The sequence below is a fragment of the Aeribacillus sp. FSL k6-2211 genome (genome assembly GCF_037966125.1).
Classification (GTDB): domain Bacteria; phylum Bacillota; class Bacilli; order Bacillales; family Aeribacillaceae; genus Aeribacillus; species Aeribacillus composti.
The window spans coordinates 1,683,504-1,701,334 of record NZ_CP150190.1; the positions used below are offsets into that span (position 1 = coordinate 1,683,504).

Here is a 17,831-nt window from a genome sequence, read left to right on the forward strand (position 1 = left end):
CTTTTCTTAAAAATCTGCTATATTTATGTTTGAATTATATTGAATGGGGTATTAAAATTGAAAAATAAATATTATTTCGGTGCTGCTTTAAACGCCGCTGACTTAGAACTTTTTAATCACTGGCATAATTGGTTAATTAGAGAATCTTTATTCGTGAACTGAGTAAAGCAGAAACTATGAGAAGAAGTATAAGAAAATCAGCGAAAATTCCTGATATACTTAACCAAATTGATAACCATATACAACGTGTTGAATCAATTTATAGTAATTTAACTTATTTTACCAAGGAAATTAAACAAGTATTAGACGGTCTAGTAAGATTAAAAGAAGCTATTGCAAACAAAGAAAAAGAAATAAATATCATAAACCAAGATATATGACAGTATGCCAACAGCAACGCAAGGAAGCGGCTTCCGGTGCTATCACAAGTAACTGTCACAATACCACACACAGCAACAGCAGGGAAAGACAACGGACAGCAGGCAGGGCGACAGGCACAGAACAAGGAAGGACAGGGACAACGACAGCAGGGACAGCGAACCCATAGCAACAGACAGCAACGAATGATCCAATAAACGAACCAAAAATGACAGCGAATGATAACCGGCGATGATGTGCCAACTACAGCTTGCCACTAGCACCCAGCCGCATGTTATTTTACAGACAGGCAGGAAGGGTATATAGGGAGAGGCTGGGTGTGTATGGATTCGATCTCACCTGAATAGTTCATACACACCAGTCCAGAAACTTCGAAGGGATCAAAATTTATTTAAACAGGTTGAGAAAAAATGAGTTTGTCCAAGCTAAATTGTTAGACTGTGCTTCGTGATTTAAGTCTATTCTTAGGCTTTCCAATTTATATTCATATTCCTTAATCGAAATAGCTTGACCCATGAGTAGTTCTGTTTGGTGCTTAATATAGTCAATTATTTCTATATCTTTACTATTTAGCATATAAGTTTTGTCTTTTTTAGACTCTTTAAGTTCGTCACAACGTTCCAACACTTTTTCAGGTGATACACCATACTTACACATATTGAGGGCATGAGAGATTAGAGTGCTTATAGTAAGAATGGCGTCATCACGTGCTGACAGCTTTAACCTTACATAAGCAAAAATTAGTAGTTGGTGAAGGGCGAATATGATTGTTACTTTGTCCAAAAAGTCGAATGTCCCTACATCTTTAAACCAAGCAAATGCAGATCCTTTTTCAAGTTTTGAATAAATACTCAATATAACTGAAATAACACTTAATACTTCGAGTAGATAAATTATTAACTGTACACGTTTTTGGTGTTTATAGTGTTTATCTCTATCTTTTATTACTGTCAATGTAAGTTTCCTCCCTTTTGTTCTTTTATTTTATGGTATGTCAACACTAAACTAGACAATTTTTTTGAGGTGTTTCTCTTTGTACTCCACCGGGCTTAAATACCCAAGTGTTCCATGGATTCTAATATGATTAAACCAATGAACATAATCATCTAATTCCAGTTTCAATCGGTCTAAATTTTCGAAATATTTACCTTTAACAAATTCTGTTTTGATAATTTTAAAGGTTGCTTCAGCTACTGCGTTGTCATAGGGGCAGCCCTTCATGCTTAACGACCGATTAATCTGAAAAGTATCTAGAGCTTCATCAATTGTCTTGTTCTTGAATTCATTGCCTCTGTCTGTGTGGAATAATTGAATTTGCCGTAAATCTGCTTTCACGGTCGATAAAGCTTGGTAGACTAGCTGGGCATTTTTGTTTGGGTCTGCACTATGACCAATAATTTCTCGATTATAAAGATCGACAAATAAACAGATGTAATGCCAGCTTTTTTCTACTCTAACGTATGTTAGGTCACTAACCACAACTGTTCATTCTTTTTGTTGATCAAATTCTTGTTTTAACACATTTTCAACTTTTGATTCATTGCATTTATCTACATGAGGTTTAAACTGGGCAACCGTATAATTTGATACTAGCCCGTTTTCTTTCATGATTCTGCCAATTCTTCGTCTTGAGGCAATCATACCAAGCTTCTCTAATTCATGTTTGATTTTACGTGTACCATAGTTTTTGCGGCTTTTCTGGAAAATTTCCCGAATGGCAGCTGTCAGTTCATCTTCTGCATTACTTTTTTCTTTTGCTTCGTAATAATAGGTGCTTCTTGGAAGTTGTAGGACATCGCACATTGCTGATATCGAGTATTTGTGTCTGTTATTCTTGATCACATTTACTTTTGTCCTAGTATCAGCGCGGCTTGCTTTAAAATATCATTCTCCATCATTAAACGCTTGTTTTCTTTTCGAAGCTGGATCAATTCATTTTCTTCTGGAGAACGATTGTCTTTTTCCTTAAATGAACCGGATGTTTTGCTTTGTTTGATCCATTTGTCCAAGGCTGAAGGCGTTAAATCATATTCACGAATAATATCTTTTCTTGTTTCCCATTTTCATAAAGCTTGACCATTTGAGCCTTGAATTCTACAGTGAATGTTCGTCTGTTTCTCATTTTTAAACTCTCCTTAACTGTGGTAGTGTTGAAGTAGACCACCAAAACAGTGGGTTTGCGACGAAACTTGACATGGAGCCTCTGCGGGCATGCTTACCCAGCCAGGAAGTCAGATGATGTGTTCGTCTGTCTCGCCTACAAGGCTAGCATACCCGCCACTCCACGTAAAGTTTCTAGTACGGATCCTTTATGTTTAATAAGCACTATACCCAAATTTGGTGTTTAGTCTACTTGACCTTAATTTTATTGTCCAGTTAAGTGTAGCCGATTCAACCTTCCAAATAAAGGTGGTATTGTCTAATGAATATTTCGTTCGGTTATATTTGGGTTTCCTCTAAAGAGCAAAATTTAGACCGACAATATGATGCGTTAAAAAAGTATGTCACCGATGAAAAGTATATTTATAGTGACATGGCTAGTTATATGTAGTTAAATTACGGACTGCTAAGAGATTAGGTGCTTTTTATTGGATCACAATCTCAATTCCCAACACATAAACCATATCTACCAATTACTTAAATAAATAGAAAAAATTATATATAATTAACTCAACTTTCGCAGCTCAATTTTGGTAAATAAGCCTTGATATAATTAGGCAAAACTACAATCCATTTACGTAATTGACTTTCGATGAATTTTTTAATCTTTTGATTTACATTTTGAAGTGCATCTTCAAGAATTTCAATGAGTAGTTGAAGTGCAAAGGCCCAATCTAGTTCATCGATTTCATCACAAAGTTCATAAAAAATGCCGCCTAATGTTCGATAATCTGTACTTACTCGGTTTTGCCAAGACAAAACAATGTACCTTGTAAACACAATAGTGGTATGGCTGATCATGGAATCATAAGATCTTCCTTGGAACTCTTTTTGGAGTTTCAATAAGGATTTGACTGTTTTGAAGAATACTTCAATATCCCAACGTATCCCATAAATACGAATGATTTCTTGATCCGATAAAGTACAGTCTGTACTCAAAATAGCTAGCCACTGTCTCTTTTTATTACGATTACGGACAAATACCACTTTAACAGGTACGCCATTTGCCATCGTTGTGTGAATAGAGCGCAAAATACCCTTTTGATGTTGTGATGGTTTAGCTGTTTGGTATAGTTTTTTTAGGCTCACCCATTCACCGTTCACTTGATATCTTTGTTTTGTATCCTTCACCATTCCAATAACATCCAACCCTTGATCCACAATGGACTTGATCAAAGGCTGTTGGGTAAACCATGTATCCATTAAAACGTATGAGGCATCGATTCCTTGAGAAAGTGCCCGTTTAATCATATTGGGAATAACTTCCGGCGCTTTTTGTAAAGCTTCGACACGCCGCTTATAACCGGATGTACGCTTATCGATTCGGTTATCAATCCCATTGATTTGGGAATTCGTAGAGCTTAATAAAGCAAAATCAATAGGCAAAAATGTAGCACCATCTGACCAGCCGAGTGTAAGCATACGAAATCCTTTGTAATAACGCATTTTTTGAGAAGAATGATCGAAACAGCGAGCAAGCAGTTCAACCTTTTTACTGCGATTTCGTTCATAAGATGAGTCGTCCACGATCAGCACTTTCGGACGGTCGTGTCTCGTTAAACTACTTACCTTCATAATGGTGAAAGTACTCAAAACAAGTAAAAACCTGCGCCAATTGTATTGAGGGTTATTTAAGAAGCGATAAATAGCGTTTTTTTCCGGCAAATCTTTAGCTTTTTTACTTTGAAGAAGTCGAAACAAATTTTTGCCTTCAAAAACTAAACTAAAAACTAGCTGGAATAAATAGGCGCAGGAATAACCGAAACCCTTGTTAATTCCCACTTTCCTTAAATATTTTAAGATTTCAAGTTCATCAAATATAGCTTTTACTTCTTTTGGTAGTTGATTGTTCAGTCTGTTATTCGTTATCATAATAAGAGACACCTCACCTGCTTTTGGTAATGTTTTTTCTGGACAATTAAACTATACCAAAAGTTGAGGTGTTTTTTTTGCAAATTTTTATGTCAAGAAGTATTCGAAACAACCAACAAACCCATTAACCGTAAGGCTTAGAAATCCAATTTACTGTGAGAAAGTTGAGTAATTAAATAAAATATTAATCGGGAGCTGATTCAGATGAGAGCATCACAGGAATTTATAAAGAAAATTAGAAGAATTGTATCAAAACTATGAAAATGAAGTAAAAGAAAAAGCGAAAGAAGGTCTGTTAGCTGATAACACGGTAAGAACATACCTGCTCCATTCAGGAAACTTTGTGAAATGGTACCGAAATGAATTTGTCCCAGGTGGAAGAAACGAAAAGAAATAGTTTCAGCTTTAATTGTGGGAGGGGTAAAAGATGCCTGTAAGTTTAATATCCAAAAACCTACTATATCAGTTTCAAGAACTTTTAGAGAAAACGGAGAATGAATTAAATATTATTTCGCCCTTTATAGGAACGCAAACTGCAAACTTATTAGCTGATTGGCTAACTAAGAATCCTTCAGTAGTTTGTAATATCATTACACGATTTTATCGGGAAGACTTTGTTGAACGTGTCAGCAGTATATACGGACTAGAGCGCCTTTTACATACAAATGCAAATATATATGCATTTAGTTGATTTACACTCAAAACTCTATCTGTTTGATTCACATTCAACAATCATTGGTTCAGCCAATTTTACAAAAGGTGGTTTTGTATCTAATCATGAAATTTGCGTACTGATGGATGATGAACCAGAAATAGCAGAAAAAGCTCAAGAGTATTTCTATGACTTGTTAGAGCAAATTCAAGCAGCTGGGGACAAAGGAGTTGTTACACAAGAATGGGTTGACGAAGAAAAGAAGCATGTTCCTCAGCTAGCAGCAAATCAAAAGGATAAAACTGTTACATATTTCAAATGATAAGAAGAAAGGTGCAGAGTTAAAGAAAATTGTTCATCCTGATTTATTCGAGTCAATCCTAGAAAATACATATGAAGAAGACGAGGAAAGTACTGGTTATTGGTTAAAGTTTGAAGGAACCGGAGAGAACAGAATTCCTAATGATTTGAATTACCAACAAATGAAGGGTATACGTAATCGAGATTTGAAGACTACTTACTTTCCAAGCAGACAAAGCGGAATTTCCAAGGATGATACTTTATTTTTAACAATTGTTAGTTACGATGAACAAGGTCAACCTACCCCTATGATTGTGGGATATGCTAAGACAGAAGGATTCAATAAGGATAACATCGTTGACGATGCTGATATTAAAGATGCACCTTGGAAGCATCGTTTTCCATACTATGTTGAATTGACAAGTGGAAAAGTAATTAATGCGCCTATTAAGAATGGTATTCGTTTGGTAGATTTATATAATAGTATTGGGAAAGCAGCCTTCCCGTCTTTAAGAAAAAGGAATAAGGTAAGCCAGAAAACCCTACAAAGCATTGCACTTCAGAAGATCACACATTCGTATTACTCAAGAAGCGTATAACTTTCTAATGGATGAATTAAATAAGCGTTTTAGTAAATACGGTGAAATAAATTTATAGAGAACTAAAAAAATGTACCTATAATTTTAGAGACTGACTATTCATAGGTCTGCTGTAAATAACAGGTACCTCGGTTAAAGTGGGTATAATTCTGTCGTTTATGTCGGTAAAATTCTGTCACTCTACAACTACAAAAACTACAAAAAGGGAAGGTTTCTGTCTCTATGTATAATAAGTTTGCGTGAAATTCTAATTTAACGAAGATTGTAGAAGAAGATATTAAATGTTTGGTATAATTTACCTGCGATATATATTTTTTCCTATAAATTTAATATGTCAAAAGTTGTTGATTATTTATATAGTTTTGTTTAGGAAAGGTTGATATTAGTGTCAAGAATTTGTGCTTTTTGTAAATCTAGTTCTGTTAAGTTAACTGGTGAACACTTTTATCCATATGGATTAATATCAAAATTCCCTGAATTTGACCATGCTTATTTTGGAGAAAGCAAAGCGGTTCCATTATCACCAGAAAAACAGGTAATTAGAGATGTTTGCGAACAATGTAATAATGTTACGTTTTCAAAATTAGATGAATACGGTAATAAGTTTATCCTAGAGTATTTTGCAGAGGAGATTTCACCTCAATAACAATTATCATCGAATATGATTACAATATTTTACATAAGTAGGTTATGAAAATCATTTATAACAGTTTAAGAAAGAGTGAATATTGTGACTGGGTGAAAAGAAATTCTAAATATATGGTCAATAAGGAACAAAATACTACAAGTAAATTTAGTTTATTTCTAGGATCTTATGTTTATATGGCACTTATGGAGAATATGTTTCCTAACATCCCCTTTCAAGCAGTGGCGAATCCAAGAATTCTAACATCTTCAATCAATAAAGAAGCTGAATATTCTAATGAAAACATTGAAATTATATATGTTTTAAGACTCTGTAACGCAATATTTGTTTTGGTTTGCTGGAAGGAAGAATGCTTCAGTCCTTCGCTAGAAGCTTAACTTGCTGAGATACTCCCTCACACATTATTAACTGAGAGTGGTAGTTCCGCTGTAATAAACAGAGTAACAGATTGCTTTAACAGGTCATCTTTATTTAGTAAGTTCAAAGCAAGTTCAAAAACAACATGATTCATATGCACAATTCTTAAAAATAAAAAAGATGTTCTCATTGTAGATTGACATAATTATGTATGGATAAAATCGTTTAAAATATTGGATTTTCTAAGTTATCCATACAAAACCGTGTTAAATTAGGTGACCAAAAGAAGAGGTTTTATATTGGATTGATCGAATCATGACCTTGATTAAATACTTGTCTTGTATAATTGGAAAATAAAATTACAGAATGGTGGGAATTAGGTATGCTTATTCTTTCGGGGCTAAAGGATTTGTATAAGAGTATGAGAAAGAACAATATTGAAAGATATAAGTTTAGTTTTACATTTCGTGGAGTGAATTTTGACGTAATGTATTTCATTGATGATAACCCACATATACTTGCAATCGGTATTGTTGCAGAGAACTATTATTTTGAAGTAGAAGTTAAAAATGGATTCAAAATTATACCTTACATAGACAATATAAATAGATTTTGTAGAATACTTAACTTTGAATATAATCCCACGTCCCCTTTTAAACCAGCGATATTTTTTAAGGAATTAAACTCAAAAATTCCTAAAAACGCTAATAAACAAAATATTCCAAAACCACATGAAATAGGGCAATATAGAAGGAATGTTGAGGAAGCAGATAAGATTTATTTTTGTGGTTGGCGCGATAATAACGCTCGGGGACATCGAGTTAGTAAGGAAAACTTAGAAAAAACGCGGAAGTTATTATCATATAAAGCTTACGAAATGTGCAAAAAGAAAAATATTAGTAGTCTTTGGACTGACGATCCGAATAAAGCCAAGAACTTTTCTCTTCCATCATAAACCTGTTTATGGATTGAATTTTATTATAATAAATGCTTTTCCCATTACATTACGCAAGGAGGATTATATATGTTTAACAAACTTTTTACCCTGATAGATCGGTGTATAACTGAAAATTAGATAACAGATAATTTATATTTGGTACATCTTCCTGAAACGACCATTATTAAATATCTTGGTTCTGATGTTAGTCTAAAAATTGGACACGGAGAACAGGGAGATTATAATAAACTTAATTACAATAGGTTCGAGGTGTCCAATCATGAAAAAGAGAACATTTGATCAAGAATACAAGATTCAAGCTGTTGAGTTATGCTTGGAGGGGGACAAGTCCATCGCCCAAGTGGCAAAAGAGTTAGGTTTGGCTTACAACACTCTTCATCGTTGGGTCAAAGAATACAAAGAAAGCAACGGAAAGAGTTTTGTGGGTTCAGGCAACATCAAGCCACAAAATCAAGAAATCATCGAGTTACGCCGTCGCAATCAAGAGTTGGAGGAGGAATTAGCGATCCTAAAAAAGGCGTTAGGCATCTTCACCAGAAACCAGAAGTAATTTGCATTCATTTTTCAACACCGTAATGAATTTCGCATGGTGAAGATGTGCCAAGTTTTCGGTGTTTCAAGAAGTGGGTATTATCACTGGCTCAAGCGTGCGAAAAGTAAACAGAAAGAACGAAAAGAACAACTCACTCAACAAATTCGAAATGAGTATCTAAAGTCCCGTAAGATTTACGGCAGTCCGAAAATTACGCAAGAACTACGCAAACAAGGGATTCGTGTGTCTCAAAAGACGGTCGCTCGCATCATGAGCGAAGAAGGCTTGAGATCCATTACCGTCCGTAAATTCAAAGCCACTACGAACAGTAACCATCCTTACAACGTATATGCCAATCTATTGAAACAGAACTTCCAAGCAACGGCTCGGAATGAAATATGGATGGCAGATATTACGTACATTCCTACCGACGAAGGCTGGTTGTATTTAGCGAGTATCATGGATTTATATACTCGTAAGATTGTAGGATGGTATATTGATACACGAATGACGAAAGAGTTAGTCATCAAAGCGTTACAACGGGCTCTAAACAGCGAAAAACCAACGGGACGAGTGATTCATCATTCGGATCGTGGGAGCCAATATGCTTCGAATGACTATCAGCAACTTTTACAGGAACATCATTTTCAAGTGAGCATGTCGAGACGTGGGAACTGTTACGACAATGCTTGTATGGAGTCGTTTCATAGCCTCATCAAGAAAGAGTGTATTTATCTGAATCGATTCCGCACGCGAAAAGAAGCGAAACAAGCCGTTTTTGAGTACATCGAATGCTTTTACAATCGTAAAAGAAGTCATTCAGCCCTTGGCTATGTATCGCCATGTGAATTTGAAGCTGCATATTACGCTAACCAGAGAAAAGTAGCTGCCTAAATTCAGCTATTTCTCTCTGTTTAACGTGTCCGTTTTCTTCCATAACACCATAATGAACTGCCCCCTGTCAAGTAGACAGTAGAAATAATAAAAATATACCTAAGCGGCTTTAGCTCTATATTCCATGGGGCTAAAGCCGTTTAATCTTTTTTGATACCTTTCATAATTATAAAAGCGGTTGTACTCATCCATCGCAAGAGCTAATTCTTTAAATGTCTGATACTTATGTAAATAATACTTCTCGCATTTAAAGCGTTCCCCAAAAAGATTCCATTGGCCCATTATCAATACATCTGCCTACTCTTGACATATTTTGTGTCATCCCTGCTTGGTCTATCCTACGTTTAAAATCATGAGAGGTATATTGGAACCCACGGTCACTATGAATAAGTGGATGCTCTCCATTTAAAAGTGCGGTGGCTTGATCCAACGTTTTGAATACAAGATGATGATGATTGAAATGTCCTAAAACATAGCTCGCAATTGATCCATCATATAGATCAAGAATAGCACTTAAATAGGCTTTCTTTGATGAACCATATTTTAATTCAGTGACATCAGCTACCCATTTTTCATTTGGCTTTTCCGCTGTGAATTCACGATTCAATATATTTTCTGCAACATGCTGAGGGGTAGATTGCTTATAAGATTTCTTCTTTTTTCGAATAACAGATTGTATACCGGCAACTTTCATCAATCTATAAATTCGTTTGTGATTGAAGTTCTGACCAAGCTTTCGATTTATATTCAACGTCATTCGACGGTAACCTATAAGTGGTTAAAACGTTCGCCTTCCTCCCGAGAACTTCAGAATGAAGAAATCGTAAAAGAGATGAAAGTTCGTGAAATACCGAATCCAATAAAAGGAACTATATATATTAAAGCAGGTTATATGCAACAGGAGATCGAATAGTTAATAACTGTATCCTATTTTATTAAGCAGATCGCAGACTTCCATTTCAAAAATGACATGATCCTTTAAGCGAATTTTTTTACTTGAATTTAGGGCAAGGCTATTATGAAAATAAAAATTCATGAGAAAAGAAGGTGTCGTATGTCAACGAACAATAAACCTAACCGATTAATCACTGAAAAGTCTCCGTACTTGCTTCAGCATGCTTATAATCCTGTTGACTGGTATCCATGGGGATCAGAAGCTTTTGAAAAAGCAAAAAAAGAAAACAAACCTTTGCTTGTCAGCATCGGCTATTCAACTTGTCACTGGTGCCATGTCATGGCTCATGAAAGCTTTGAAGATGAAGAAGTTGCAAAGATATTAAATGAACGGTTTGTCGCTATAAAAGTAGATCGTGAGGAGCGACCAGATATTGATTCCATATATATGAGGGTATGCCAGATTCTCACGGGGCAAGGCGGATGGCCGCTCAATGTATTTATCACACCGGATCAAAAACCTTTTTATGCAGGCACTTATTTTCCTAAGCAAAGCCGTTTTGGCCGTCCGGGATTTATCGATGTGTTGCAGCAGCTTTCGGAAATTTATCAAAAAGAGCATGAAAAAATTGAAAAGACAGCAGCACGCATAACGGAAGTTTTAAATAAAAATGCCAGTCGAAATAAGAAAGGTGAGCTGAAGCAAAGCGTTCTTCATGAAACGTTTCATCAGCTTTCAAGCAATTTTGACACAATTTATGGAGGGTTTGGTCAGGCACCGAAGTTCCCCATTCCTCACATGCTCATGTTTTTAATGAAATATCACGAATGGACTAAACATGAAAATGCTCTTTATTTTGTGAATAAAACGCTTGTGCAAATGGCAAAGGGAGGGATTTGGGATCATATCGGCTTCGGATTTGCCAGATATTCGACAGATGCCATGTGGCTCGTTCCGCATTTTGAAAAAATGCTGTACGATAATGCCCTTTTGCTTTATACATTCTCCGAGGCCTATCAAGTGACCCAAAACCCTCAATTTAAAACAATTGCAGAACAAATTATTGAATTTGTCCGACGGGACATGCGGAATGAATCAGGGTCTTTTTATTCTGCCATTGATGCAGATTCTGAGGGGGAGGAAGGGAAATTTTACGTATGGACAAAACAGGAAGTGGTAGAGATTCTCGGGCAGGAACTAGGCGAACAGTTTTGTCATATTTACGATATAACTGAAGAAGGGAACTTTGAAGGAAAAAATATCCCGAATCTCATTCATACGAATGAAGAAAAAGCGGCAATTACCTATCAAATGGGGCTGGAAGAGCTGAAAGAGCAATTGGAGCAGGCGAGACAAAAGCTTTTTGAAAAACGAATTGAAAGACCGTTTCCCCATGTTGATGATAAAGTGCTGACCGCGTGGAATGCTCTCATGATTGCTGCACTAGCAAAAGCAGGAGCTGTTTTTGATCAGGAAGCATATATCGAAATGGCAAAAAAGGCGCTGGATTTTATTGAAAATCATTTAATTGTAGACGGAAGAGTTATGGTGCGCTATCGCGATGGCGAAGTAAAACAACAGGCGTTCATTGATGATTATGCATACCTTCTTTGGGCCTATATCGAAATGTATGAAGCAACATTTAATTTAACTTATTTGCATAAAGGTAAACAGCTTGCTGATAAAATGATTGATCTTTTTTGGGATCAAGAAAATGGCGGATTTTTCTTCACAGGTCATGACAGTGAAGCAATGCTTGTCAAGGAGAAGGAAATTTATGATGGTGCGCTCCCTTCAGGAAACAGCGTTGCGGCCTTCGCGCTTTTGAAATTGAGCAGGCTGACCGGCAATTTGGATTTACACGAAAGCGTTCAGCAAATGTATTCTATTTTTAAAGAGGAAGTGGAGAAATACCCAAGCGGTCATACGTTTTTCTTGCAAAGCCTTTTGATGGAACAGCTGCCGCAAAAAGAGGTTGTCATTATTGGTCCGAAAGATTGCAGCAAAAGGAAAAGATTATTGAATCGTATTCAACAGGCGTATACAATGGAACTTTCAGTGTTAGTTGCTGAAGATCCAAATCAATTTGCACAAATTGCGGAATTTGCGAAAAATTATCGCATGATCAATAATGAAACAACTATTTATATATGTGAAAACTTTGCCTGCCAACAGCCGACAACAGATGTAGAGGAAGTTATAAATACATTGAACTTATAATGAAAATGTACGATACTATTATCCCCGACAGGCAGACAGTAAAAAACGATGCATTTAATACGATGTTCTGAAAGTCTGCCTCGGACTGGGGTTTTTATGTGAAAGGACAATCCTGAAAACGGGGAGTCGTTCGTTTGCAGTTTAAAGAGCACTTTCTGATCGGTGACTTGATCCGATTGCTGACGATTCGGCTTCTGACAGCGCAGAAGAAACGCTGATCTTATCGGCGGTGCCGCAAACATATTGGAATAAAGAGCAATGCCCAGATAGCACAAGGGATTCAGAAAGTTCACATTGCTAGGTCATTGAAAGATCAGCGGGAAATGTGATTACAACATTTCAGTACATTAGACAGGGATATGTATGAGCATTATATGATAAAAAACGCCTGGAGACTATTCACCGGAAGCAATCGAAGCCAAGATATGTATGAATATTATTTGAGAAGACTGTCTCACGCTCAAATCGCCAGCTTGTTGCCATTTTGACGCAATGCTGGTGTTTGGCAATGAGGCAGTCTTTTTTGTGTATTTTCAACAACAATTGTTTAGTTTTCAATGATTTTTAAACAAACGCTGTCATTGTCTGAAAATTCAAATCAATTATATGATAGAACCGTAGAGGAAATACCAGTTCATTATATTTTCATTTAGGAAGGTGATAAAAGATGATGAATGGTAAGGAATATTTAGAAAGTTTAAGAGATAACAGGGTTGTTTATTTAAATGGAGAAAAGATTGATGATGTTACAACACATTCTGCCTACGAAAACTCTGCTCGCTCCATAGCAAGAATGTATGATGCTCTTCATGATGAACAGATGGGAAAAATTTTAACGACGACTACTGAAGAAGGCTATCAAACTCACAAATTTTTTAAAGAACCAAAAAATGCTCAAGATCTTTTAGAAGCAAGAGATGCGATTGCACAATGGGCCAAGCTGAGCTATGGCTTTATGGGGCGCACCCCTGATTATAAAGCTTCTTTCACAGCACATTTGAAAGCGTTTGCGGATTATTACGAAGGTTTTGAGGACAATGCGCGACATTGGTACAAAAAAACAACAAAAGAAGTTCCGTTTATTAACCATACGATTATTAATCCGCAGGTCGACCGTTCAAAACCTCTTCATGAAAATAAAGATGTTTATGTTCGCGCTGTAAAAGAGCGGGATGACGGTATTATTGTAAACGGTGCCAAAATGGTGGGAACGGCAGCTGCACTAACTCATTATAACTTCGTCTCAAACTATGGAGCTCAAGATTTAGGAGATGGTGATCAAAGCCATGCACTCGTCTTCTTTGTACCGATGAATGCGCCTGGCGTAAAAATGATCAGCCGTCAATCGTATGAACAAATCGCAAAAACATTAGGTTCTCCGTTTGATTATCCGCTTTCCAGCCGTTTTGATGAAAACGATGCAGTCATTGTATTAGATAATGTATTTATTCCTTGGGAGAACGTACTTGCCTACAAAAATGTAAACGTAGTAAACGGGTTTTTTGTTGAAACGGGATTTGTAAACCGCTTTACATTCCAAGGTTGTACGCGTTTTGCCGTCAAGCTTGACTTTATGGTCGGCTTATTAATGAAAGCGACAGAGGCGGCAGGTACGAAGCAGTTTCGTGGGGTTCAGGCAAATATCGGTGAGGTTATTGCCCTTCGCAATATGTTTTGGGCTCTTTCTACCGCAATGGCAGCCAATTGTGAAACGAAAAATGGCGTTGCACTTCCGAACCTTCAGTACGGCGCTGCTTACCGTGTGCTCGCTCCAATGGTATGGCCGCGCGTCAAACAAATTTTTGAACAAATCGTTGCGGGGGGCCTCATTCAATTGCCTTCCAGTGCCAGCGACTTTTTAAATCCGGAGCTGCGACCGTATCTCGATCGTTATTATCGCGGTTCAGGCATTGATGCAAAAGAGCGGGTGAAATTGATGAAAATGATTTGGGATGCGATCGGAACGGAATTTGGCGGACGTCATGAGCTTTATGAAATCAACTATGCGGGCAACCATGAGAACATTCGTCTAGAGACGTTAAAAATTGCTGATGCAACTGGAGATTCCGACCGATTTAAAGAGTTTGTCGATTCCGCTTTGGATGATTACGATCTAAACGGTTGGCTCAATGATACTTGGGTATCTCCACAAAAAGAACTTGTGCAGAAATAAAAGGAAAGGAGGTGTTGGATATGGACGATCGCTTGTTTCGCAATGCGATGGGGAAATTTGCTACAGGGGTGACGGTCATTTCAACGGAGCATAACGGAGATATTCATGGAATGACAGCAAATGCCTTTATGTCCATTTCCTTAAATCCGAAGCTTGTGTTAATTTCCATTGGAGAAAAAGCGAAAATGCTGGAAAAAATTCAACAATCAAAAAAATATGCCGTTAACATCTTGTCGCACGATCAACAAGTGCTTTCGATGAATTTTGCCGGGCAGTTGGAAAAACCAGTCGATGTACAATTTGAACAGCTGGGGGGGCTGCCGGTCATTAAAGATGCTCTTGCGCAAATTTCCTGCCAAGTTGTTAATGAGGTTCAAGCAGGTGATCATGTCCTTTTCATCGGGGAAGTGACGGATATAAACATGACAGAGCAAGATCCGCTTCTGTTTTTCAGCGGAAAATACCATCAGCTTGCTCAAAGCGAACAAGCGACGGCGTCGAGCTAAAAAAAGGGGGCATTTCATTGAAAACAATCATCATTGATCATCAAAATGATCTAGATCTTATTGCCTCTTGCCCTGTCGTTGCTGCACTAGGGTTTTTTGACGGCGTTCATCTCGGACATCAAAAAGTCATTCAGACCGCTAAAAACTTGGCGGAAAAAATGGGGGTAAAAACAGCGGTTATCAGCTTTTTTCCGCACCCTAAAGAAATAATCGGCAAAACGGGAAAACGTGTCCAATATTTGCTCCCGCCTGCCGAAAAAGCAAAAAAGTTTTCCCATTTAGACATTGATTACTTTTATTTAATACGATTTACATCGGAATTTGCAAGACTTGAGCCGAAGGAATTTGTCCAGAAATATTTAGTTCCGCTGCAAATCAAGCATGTAGCAGCTGGATATGACTTCACGTACGGCCGAAAAGGAAAAGGAAGTTTAGATACGATGGAGGAAGACAGCGGATACTCAATCACTGTCACGAAAGTAGAAAATGTCAAACGAAACGATGAAAAAATTAGTTCTACGTTGATTCGAAATAAGATTCAATCAGGATTGATGGAAGAACTTCCTGATTACTTGGGAGAATTTTACGAAACAAAAGGAAAAATGATCCATACTGATGCAAAAGATGAATTGATTTTGGATCGGTACTATATGCTTCCTCCAAAAGGATGCTACGACGTGGCAATTGATATAGGAAAAGGGTGGTTTGAGGGACGCGTGCTTGTTACTAAGCAGAAAAAAATCTATTGGCTTGGTCCATCCATATCTTCTGTGTGGAGTATTTCTCGAGTCAAAGTAAAATGGATTGCCAGAAGTTTCGATTTCACATTAGAGATCGAAGAAAAGGAAGAGAAAAATCTAGTATTTACAAAAGGATAGCGGTGTTGACTTTAGGAAAGGGGGAAGAAATGTTGGCGTTTTTACAGCAAAAAAGCATCAGCAGTGACTTGGCGAAAAAAATGATTGACAAAGCGGTACAAAAGGCTGAAGAACTTGGAGTGAAAGTGAACATTGCTATTGTGGATCAAGGCGGAAATTTGAAATCGTTTTTCCGGATGGACGAGGCGCCTCTTTTAAGCATACAAATTGCTCAAAATAAAGCCTATACAGCAGCGGCATTCGGGATTCCGACCCATCAATGGTATGACATGATCAAAGATGAGCCGAGTTTGCGCCTTGGGATTGTCCATACAGAAAAGCTTGTCGTTTTCGGAGGAGGGTACCCGATTTATGACGGAAACGATTTAGCTGGAGGAATCGGGGTCAGCGGCGGCTCAGAAGAAGAAGACAGATTGTGCTGCGAGGCTGCGTTATCTTTATTGGAAACGGTTTAATGGAAAGAGCTGATGATCAAATTCATTAAAATAAGATTTTTCAATGAAAGGGAGGATTCAAATGAGCGAAATTTTAAGATTAGGGCGATTGGAGCTTCGGGTGTTGGATTTAGAAGAATCTGTAAAATATTACACAAATGTCATTGGGCTTGAAGTGACGGGACGCGAGGAAAATCGAGTATATTTAAAAGCTTGGGACGAATATGACCATCACAGCATCATTTTGCAAAAATCCGATACAGCTGGAATGGATCATATGGCATTTAAGGTAAAAGATATTTACGAGCTGGAAAAATTAGAATATAAAATTGAGCAATTTGGCTGCAAACTTTCCCGAATTTCCAAAGGTACTAGATTAGCAGAAGGAGAAGCGGTTCGTTTTCAGCTTCTAACAGGCCATCATATGGAGCTGTATACGGAAATAGAACAAGTAGGGACAAAAACTGGGAATCTAAACCCAGATCCATGGCCGGATGGACTAAAAGGAATTGCTCCGCATCGATTGGATCACGCTCTTTTAACAGGCGATGATTTAAAAACAGCAACCCGCTTCTTTACAGAAGTGCTCGGTTTTAGACAAACCGAGAAAATCGTTACGGTAGATGGAGAAGATTTAGTCGGAAGCTTTATGTCAGTGACGAACAAAGGTCACGATCTTGCATTCGTGAAAGGACCGGATGCGAAATTTCATCATGCAGGATTTTATGTCGATAACTGGTATGAAGTATTAAAGGCAGCAGATATTTTAACCAAAAATAATGTTCAAGCAGAAGTGACGCCAACAAGACACGGCATTACACGAGGCCTTACCGTTTACTTTTTTGATCCATCCGGCAATAGAAATGAAGCATACACAAGCGGTTATATGAGCTATGCAGACTTTCCGACCATTACTTGGACGGAAGATAAAATTGGAACAGGTATTTTCTATCATCGAAGAGAACTCATTGAATCATTCTCTAGAGCACTAACATAAAAATACAAAGATCAAGAATATTCTTGTTAAAGGGGTTCGATCATCTCTTCTGATTCGGGAAACACGTAAGGAGATGTTTGCAGCCCCTTCGCTATTTATTTTGCATTCTTAAAAAAGAAATGCTTCAGATGGCTGACCGAAAATCGCTTGAAGTCGATGTTTGGGGTCAGCTTCTTTATATACGGACATGCGAATTCATAATTTACGGATTGTTCTTTTGATGCGGTTTCCATGCCCAATTTTAATTTCTTTAACAGTACGTTTCGCTTTGTTGCGATTTCATGCCCATTTTTTTCTGGAAATTTCTTTAACAGCACGTTCCACTTTGTTAGGTCTATTCAAGGATCTGTTTTAATGTATGAAAAAATTTGTTATTTTTT

15 protein-coding genes and 4 pseudogenes are annotated in these 17,831 nt (G+C 37.3%); 15 read left to right on the forward strand and 4 right to left on the reverse strand.

The genetic code is table 11. From position 1 onward, the window contains the following. Positions 1 to 176 precede the first annotated feature (176 nt). A complete protein-coding gene (locus NSU19_RS08180; RefSeq protein WP_339199721.1) occupies positions 177 to 380 on the forward strand; it encodes a hypothetical protein in 204 nt (67 codons plus the stop codon). Between the two features lie 385 nt (positions 381 to 765). On the opposite strand, the gene NSU19_RS08185 is transcribed toward NSU19_RS08180, so the two are convergent. Beyond that, the gene (locus NSU19_RS08185; protein ID WP_339199723.1) at positions 766 to 1,332 is read right to left on the reverse strand and encodes a hypothetical protein; all 567 of its coding nucleotides are present in this window, start codon (positions 1,330 to 1,332) and stop codon (positions 766 to 768) included. 51 nt (positions 1,333 to 1,383) lie between these two features. Then, positions 1,384 to 2,500, reverse strand: a pseudogene (locus NSU19_RS08190) (IS3 family transposase). Between the two features lie 300 nt (positions 2,501 to 2,800). Here NSU19_RS08190 and NSU19_RS08195 point away from each other — a divergent pair. Further along, positions 2,801 to 2,920 (forward strand): annotated as a pseudogene (locus NSU19_RS08195) (recombinase family protein); the annotation flags it as partial. Between the two features lie 128 nt (positions 2,921 to 3,048). On the opposite strand, the gene NSU19_RS08200 reads toward NSU19_RS08195, so the two are convergent. Further along, positions 3,049 to 4,410: a transposase gene (locus NSU19_RS08200; RefSeq protein ID WP_094245809.1), complete on the reverse strand. Its 1,362-nt coding sequence runs from the start codon at positions 4,408 to 4,410 to the stop codon at positions 3,049 to 3,051. A 244-nt stretch (positions 4,411 to 4,654) separates the two neighbouring features. On the opposite strand from NSU19_RS08200, the gene NSU19_RS08205 reads away from it, so the two are divergent. From NSU19_RS08205 to NSU19_RS08235, 7 genes and pseudogenes are all read left to right on the forward strand, one after another. Beyond that, complete coding sequence (locus NSU19_RS08205) at positions 4,655 to 4,807, forward strand: hypothetical protein (RefSeq protein ID WP_339199724.1); 153 nt, start codon at positions 4,655 to 4,657, stop codon at positions 4,805 to 4,807. A 30-nt stretch (positions 4,808 to 4,837) separates the two neighbouring features. After that, positions 4,838 to 5,101, forward strand: a complete 264-nt coding sequence (locus NSU19_RS08210) for a hypothetical protein (RefSeq protein WP_339199726.1) — start codon at positions 4,838 to 4,840, stop codon at positions 5,099 to 5,101. Further along, complete coding sequence (locus NSU19_RS08215) at positions 5,088 to 5,384, forward strand: phospholipase D family protein (RefSeq protein ID WP_339199728.1); 297 nt, start codon at positions 5,088 to 5,090, stop codon at positions 5,382 to 5,384. The genes NSU19_RS08210 and NSU19_RS08215 overlap by 14 nt, the downstream gene beginning before the upstream one ends. Before the next feature lie 145 nt (positions 5,385 to 5,529). Next, positions 5,530 to 5,961, forward strand: a complete 432-nt coding sequence (locus NSU19_RS08220) for a hypothetical protein (RefSeq protein WP_339199731.1) — start codon at positions 5,530 to 5,532, stop codon at positions 5,959 to 5,961. Positions 5,962 to 6,346: 385 nt separating this feature from the next. After that, complete coding sequence (locus NSU19_RS08225) at positions 6,347 to 6,607, forward strand: hypothetical protein (protein WP_339199733.1); 261 nt, start codon at positions 6,347 to 6,349, stop codon at positions 6,605 to 6,607. A 739-nt stretch (positions 6,608 to 7,346) separates the two neighbouring features. Continuing rightward, a complete protein-coding gene (locus tag NSU19_RS08230) occupies positions 7,347 to 7,919 on the forward strand; it encodes a DUF6037 family protein (protein WP_339199735.1) in 573 nt (190 codons plus the stop codon). A 262-nt stretch (positions 7,920 to 8,181) separates the two neighbouring features. Continuing rightward, positions 8,182 to 9,348: pseudogene (locus tag NSU19_RS08235) on the forward strand (IS3 family transposase). Positions 9,349 to 9,447: 99 nt separating this feature from the next. Here the strand turns inward: NSU19_RS08235 and NSU19_RS08240 are convergent. Further along, positions 9,448 to 10,117: pseudogene (locus NSU19_RS08240) on the reverse strand (IS3 family transposase); the annotation flags it as partial. A gap of 285 nt (positions 10,118 to 10,402) precedes the next feature. Between NSU19_RS08240 and NSU19_RS08245 the strand changes: the two are divergent. The 6 genes from NSU19_RS08245 (at position 10,403) to NSU19_RS08270 (ending at position 17,451) form a co-directional block, all read left to right on the forward strand. Then, the gene (locus NSU19_RS08245; protein ID WP_339199737.1) at positions 10,403 to 12,463 is read left to right on the forward strand and encodes a thioredoxin domain-containing protein; all 2,061 of its coding nucleotides are present in this window, start codon (positions 10,403 to 10,405) and stop codon (positions 12,461 to 12,463) included. A gap of 667 nt (positions 12,464 to 13,130) precedes the next feature. After that, positions 13,131 to 14,636: a 4-hydroxyphenylacetate 3-hydroxylase N-terminal domain-containing protein gene (locus NSU19_RS08250; RefSeq protein ID WP_144598358.1), complete on the forward strand. Its 1,506-nt coding sequence runs from the start codon at positions 13,131 to 13,133 to the stop codon at positions 14,634 to 14,636. A gap of 20 nt (positions 14,637 to 14,656) precedes the next feature. Beyond that, positions 14,657 to 15,142 carry a flavin reductase family protein gene (locus NSU19_RS08255; protein WP_063389616.1) on the forward strand — a complete coding sequence of 162 codons (486 nt, stop codon included), beginning with the start codon at positions 14,657 to 14,659 and terminating at the stop codon, positions 15,140 to 15,142. 17 nt (positions 15,143 to 15,159) lie between these two features. Further along, entirely contained in the window at positions 15,160 to 16,020 is an 861-nt protein-coding gene (locus NSU19_RS08260; RefSeq protein ID WP_339199741.1) for an FAD synthetase family protein, read from the forward strand. A 29-nt stretch (positions 16,021 to 16,049) separates the two neighbouring features. Then, positions 16,050 to 16,475: a heme-binding protein gene (locus tag NSU19_RS08265; RefSeq protein WP_199757352.1), complete on the forward strand. Its 426-nt coding sequence runs from the start codon at positions 16,050 to 16,052 to the stop codon at positions 16,473 to 16,475. Between the two features lie 61 nt (positions 16,476 to 16,536). After that, positions 16,537 to 17,451, forward strand: coding sequence for a catechol 2,3-dioxygenase (locus tag NSU19_RS08270; RefSeq protein ID WP_339199745.1), 915 nt, complete (start codon positions 16,537 to 16,539; stop codon positions 17,449 to 17,451). Positions 17,452 to 17,831: the final 380 nt, after the last annotated feature.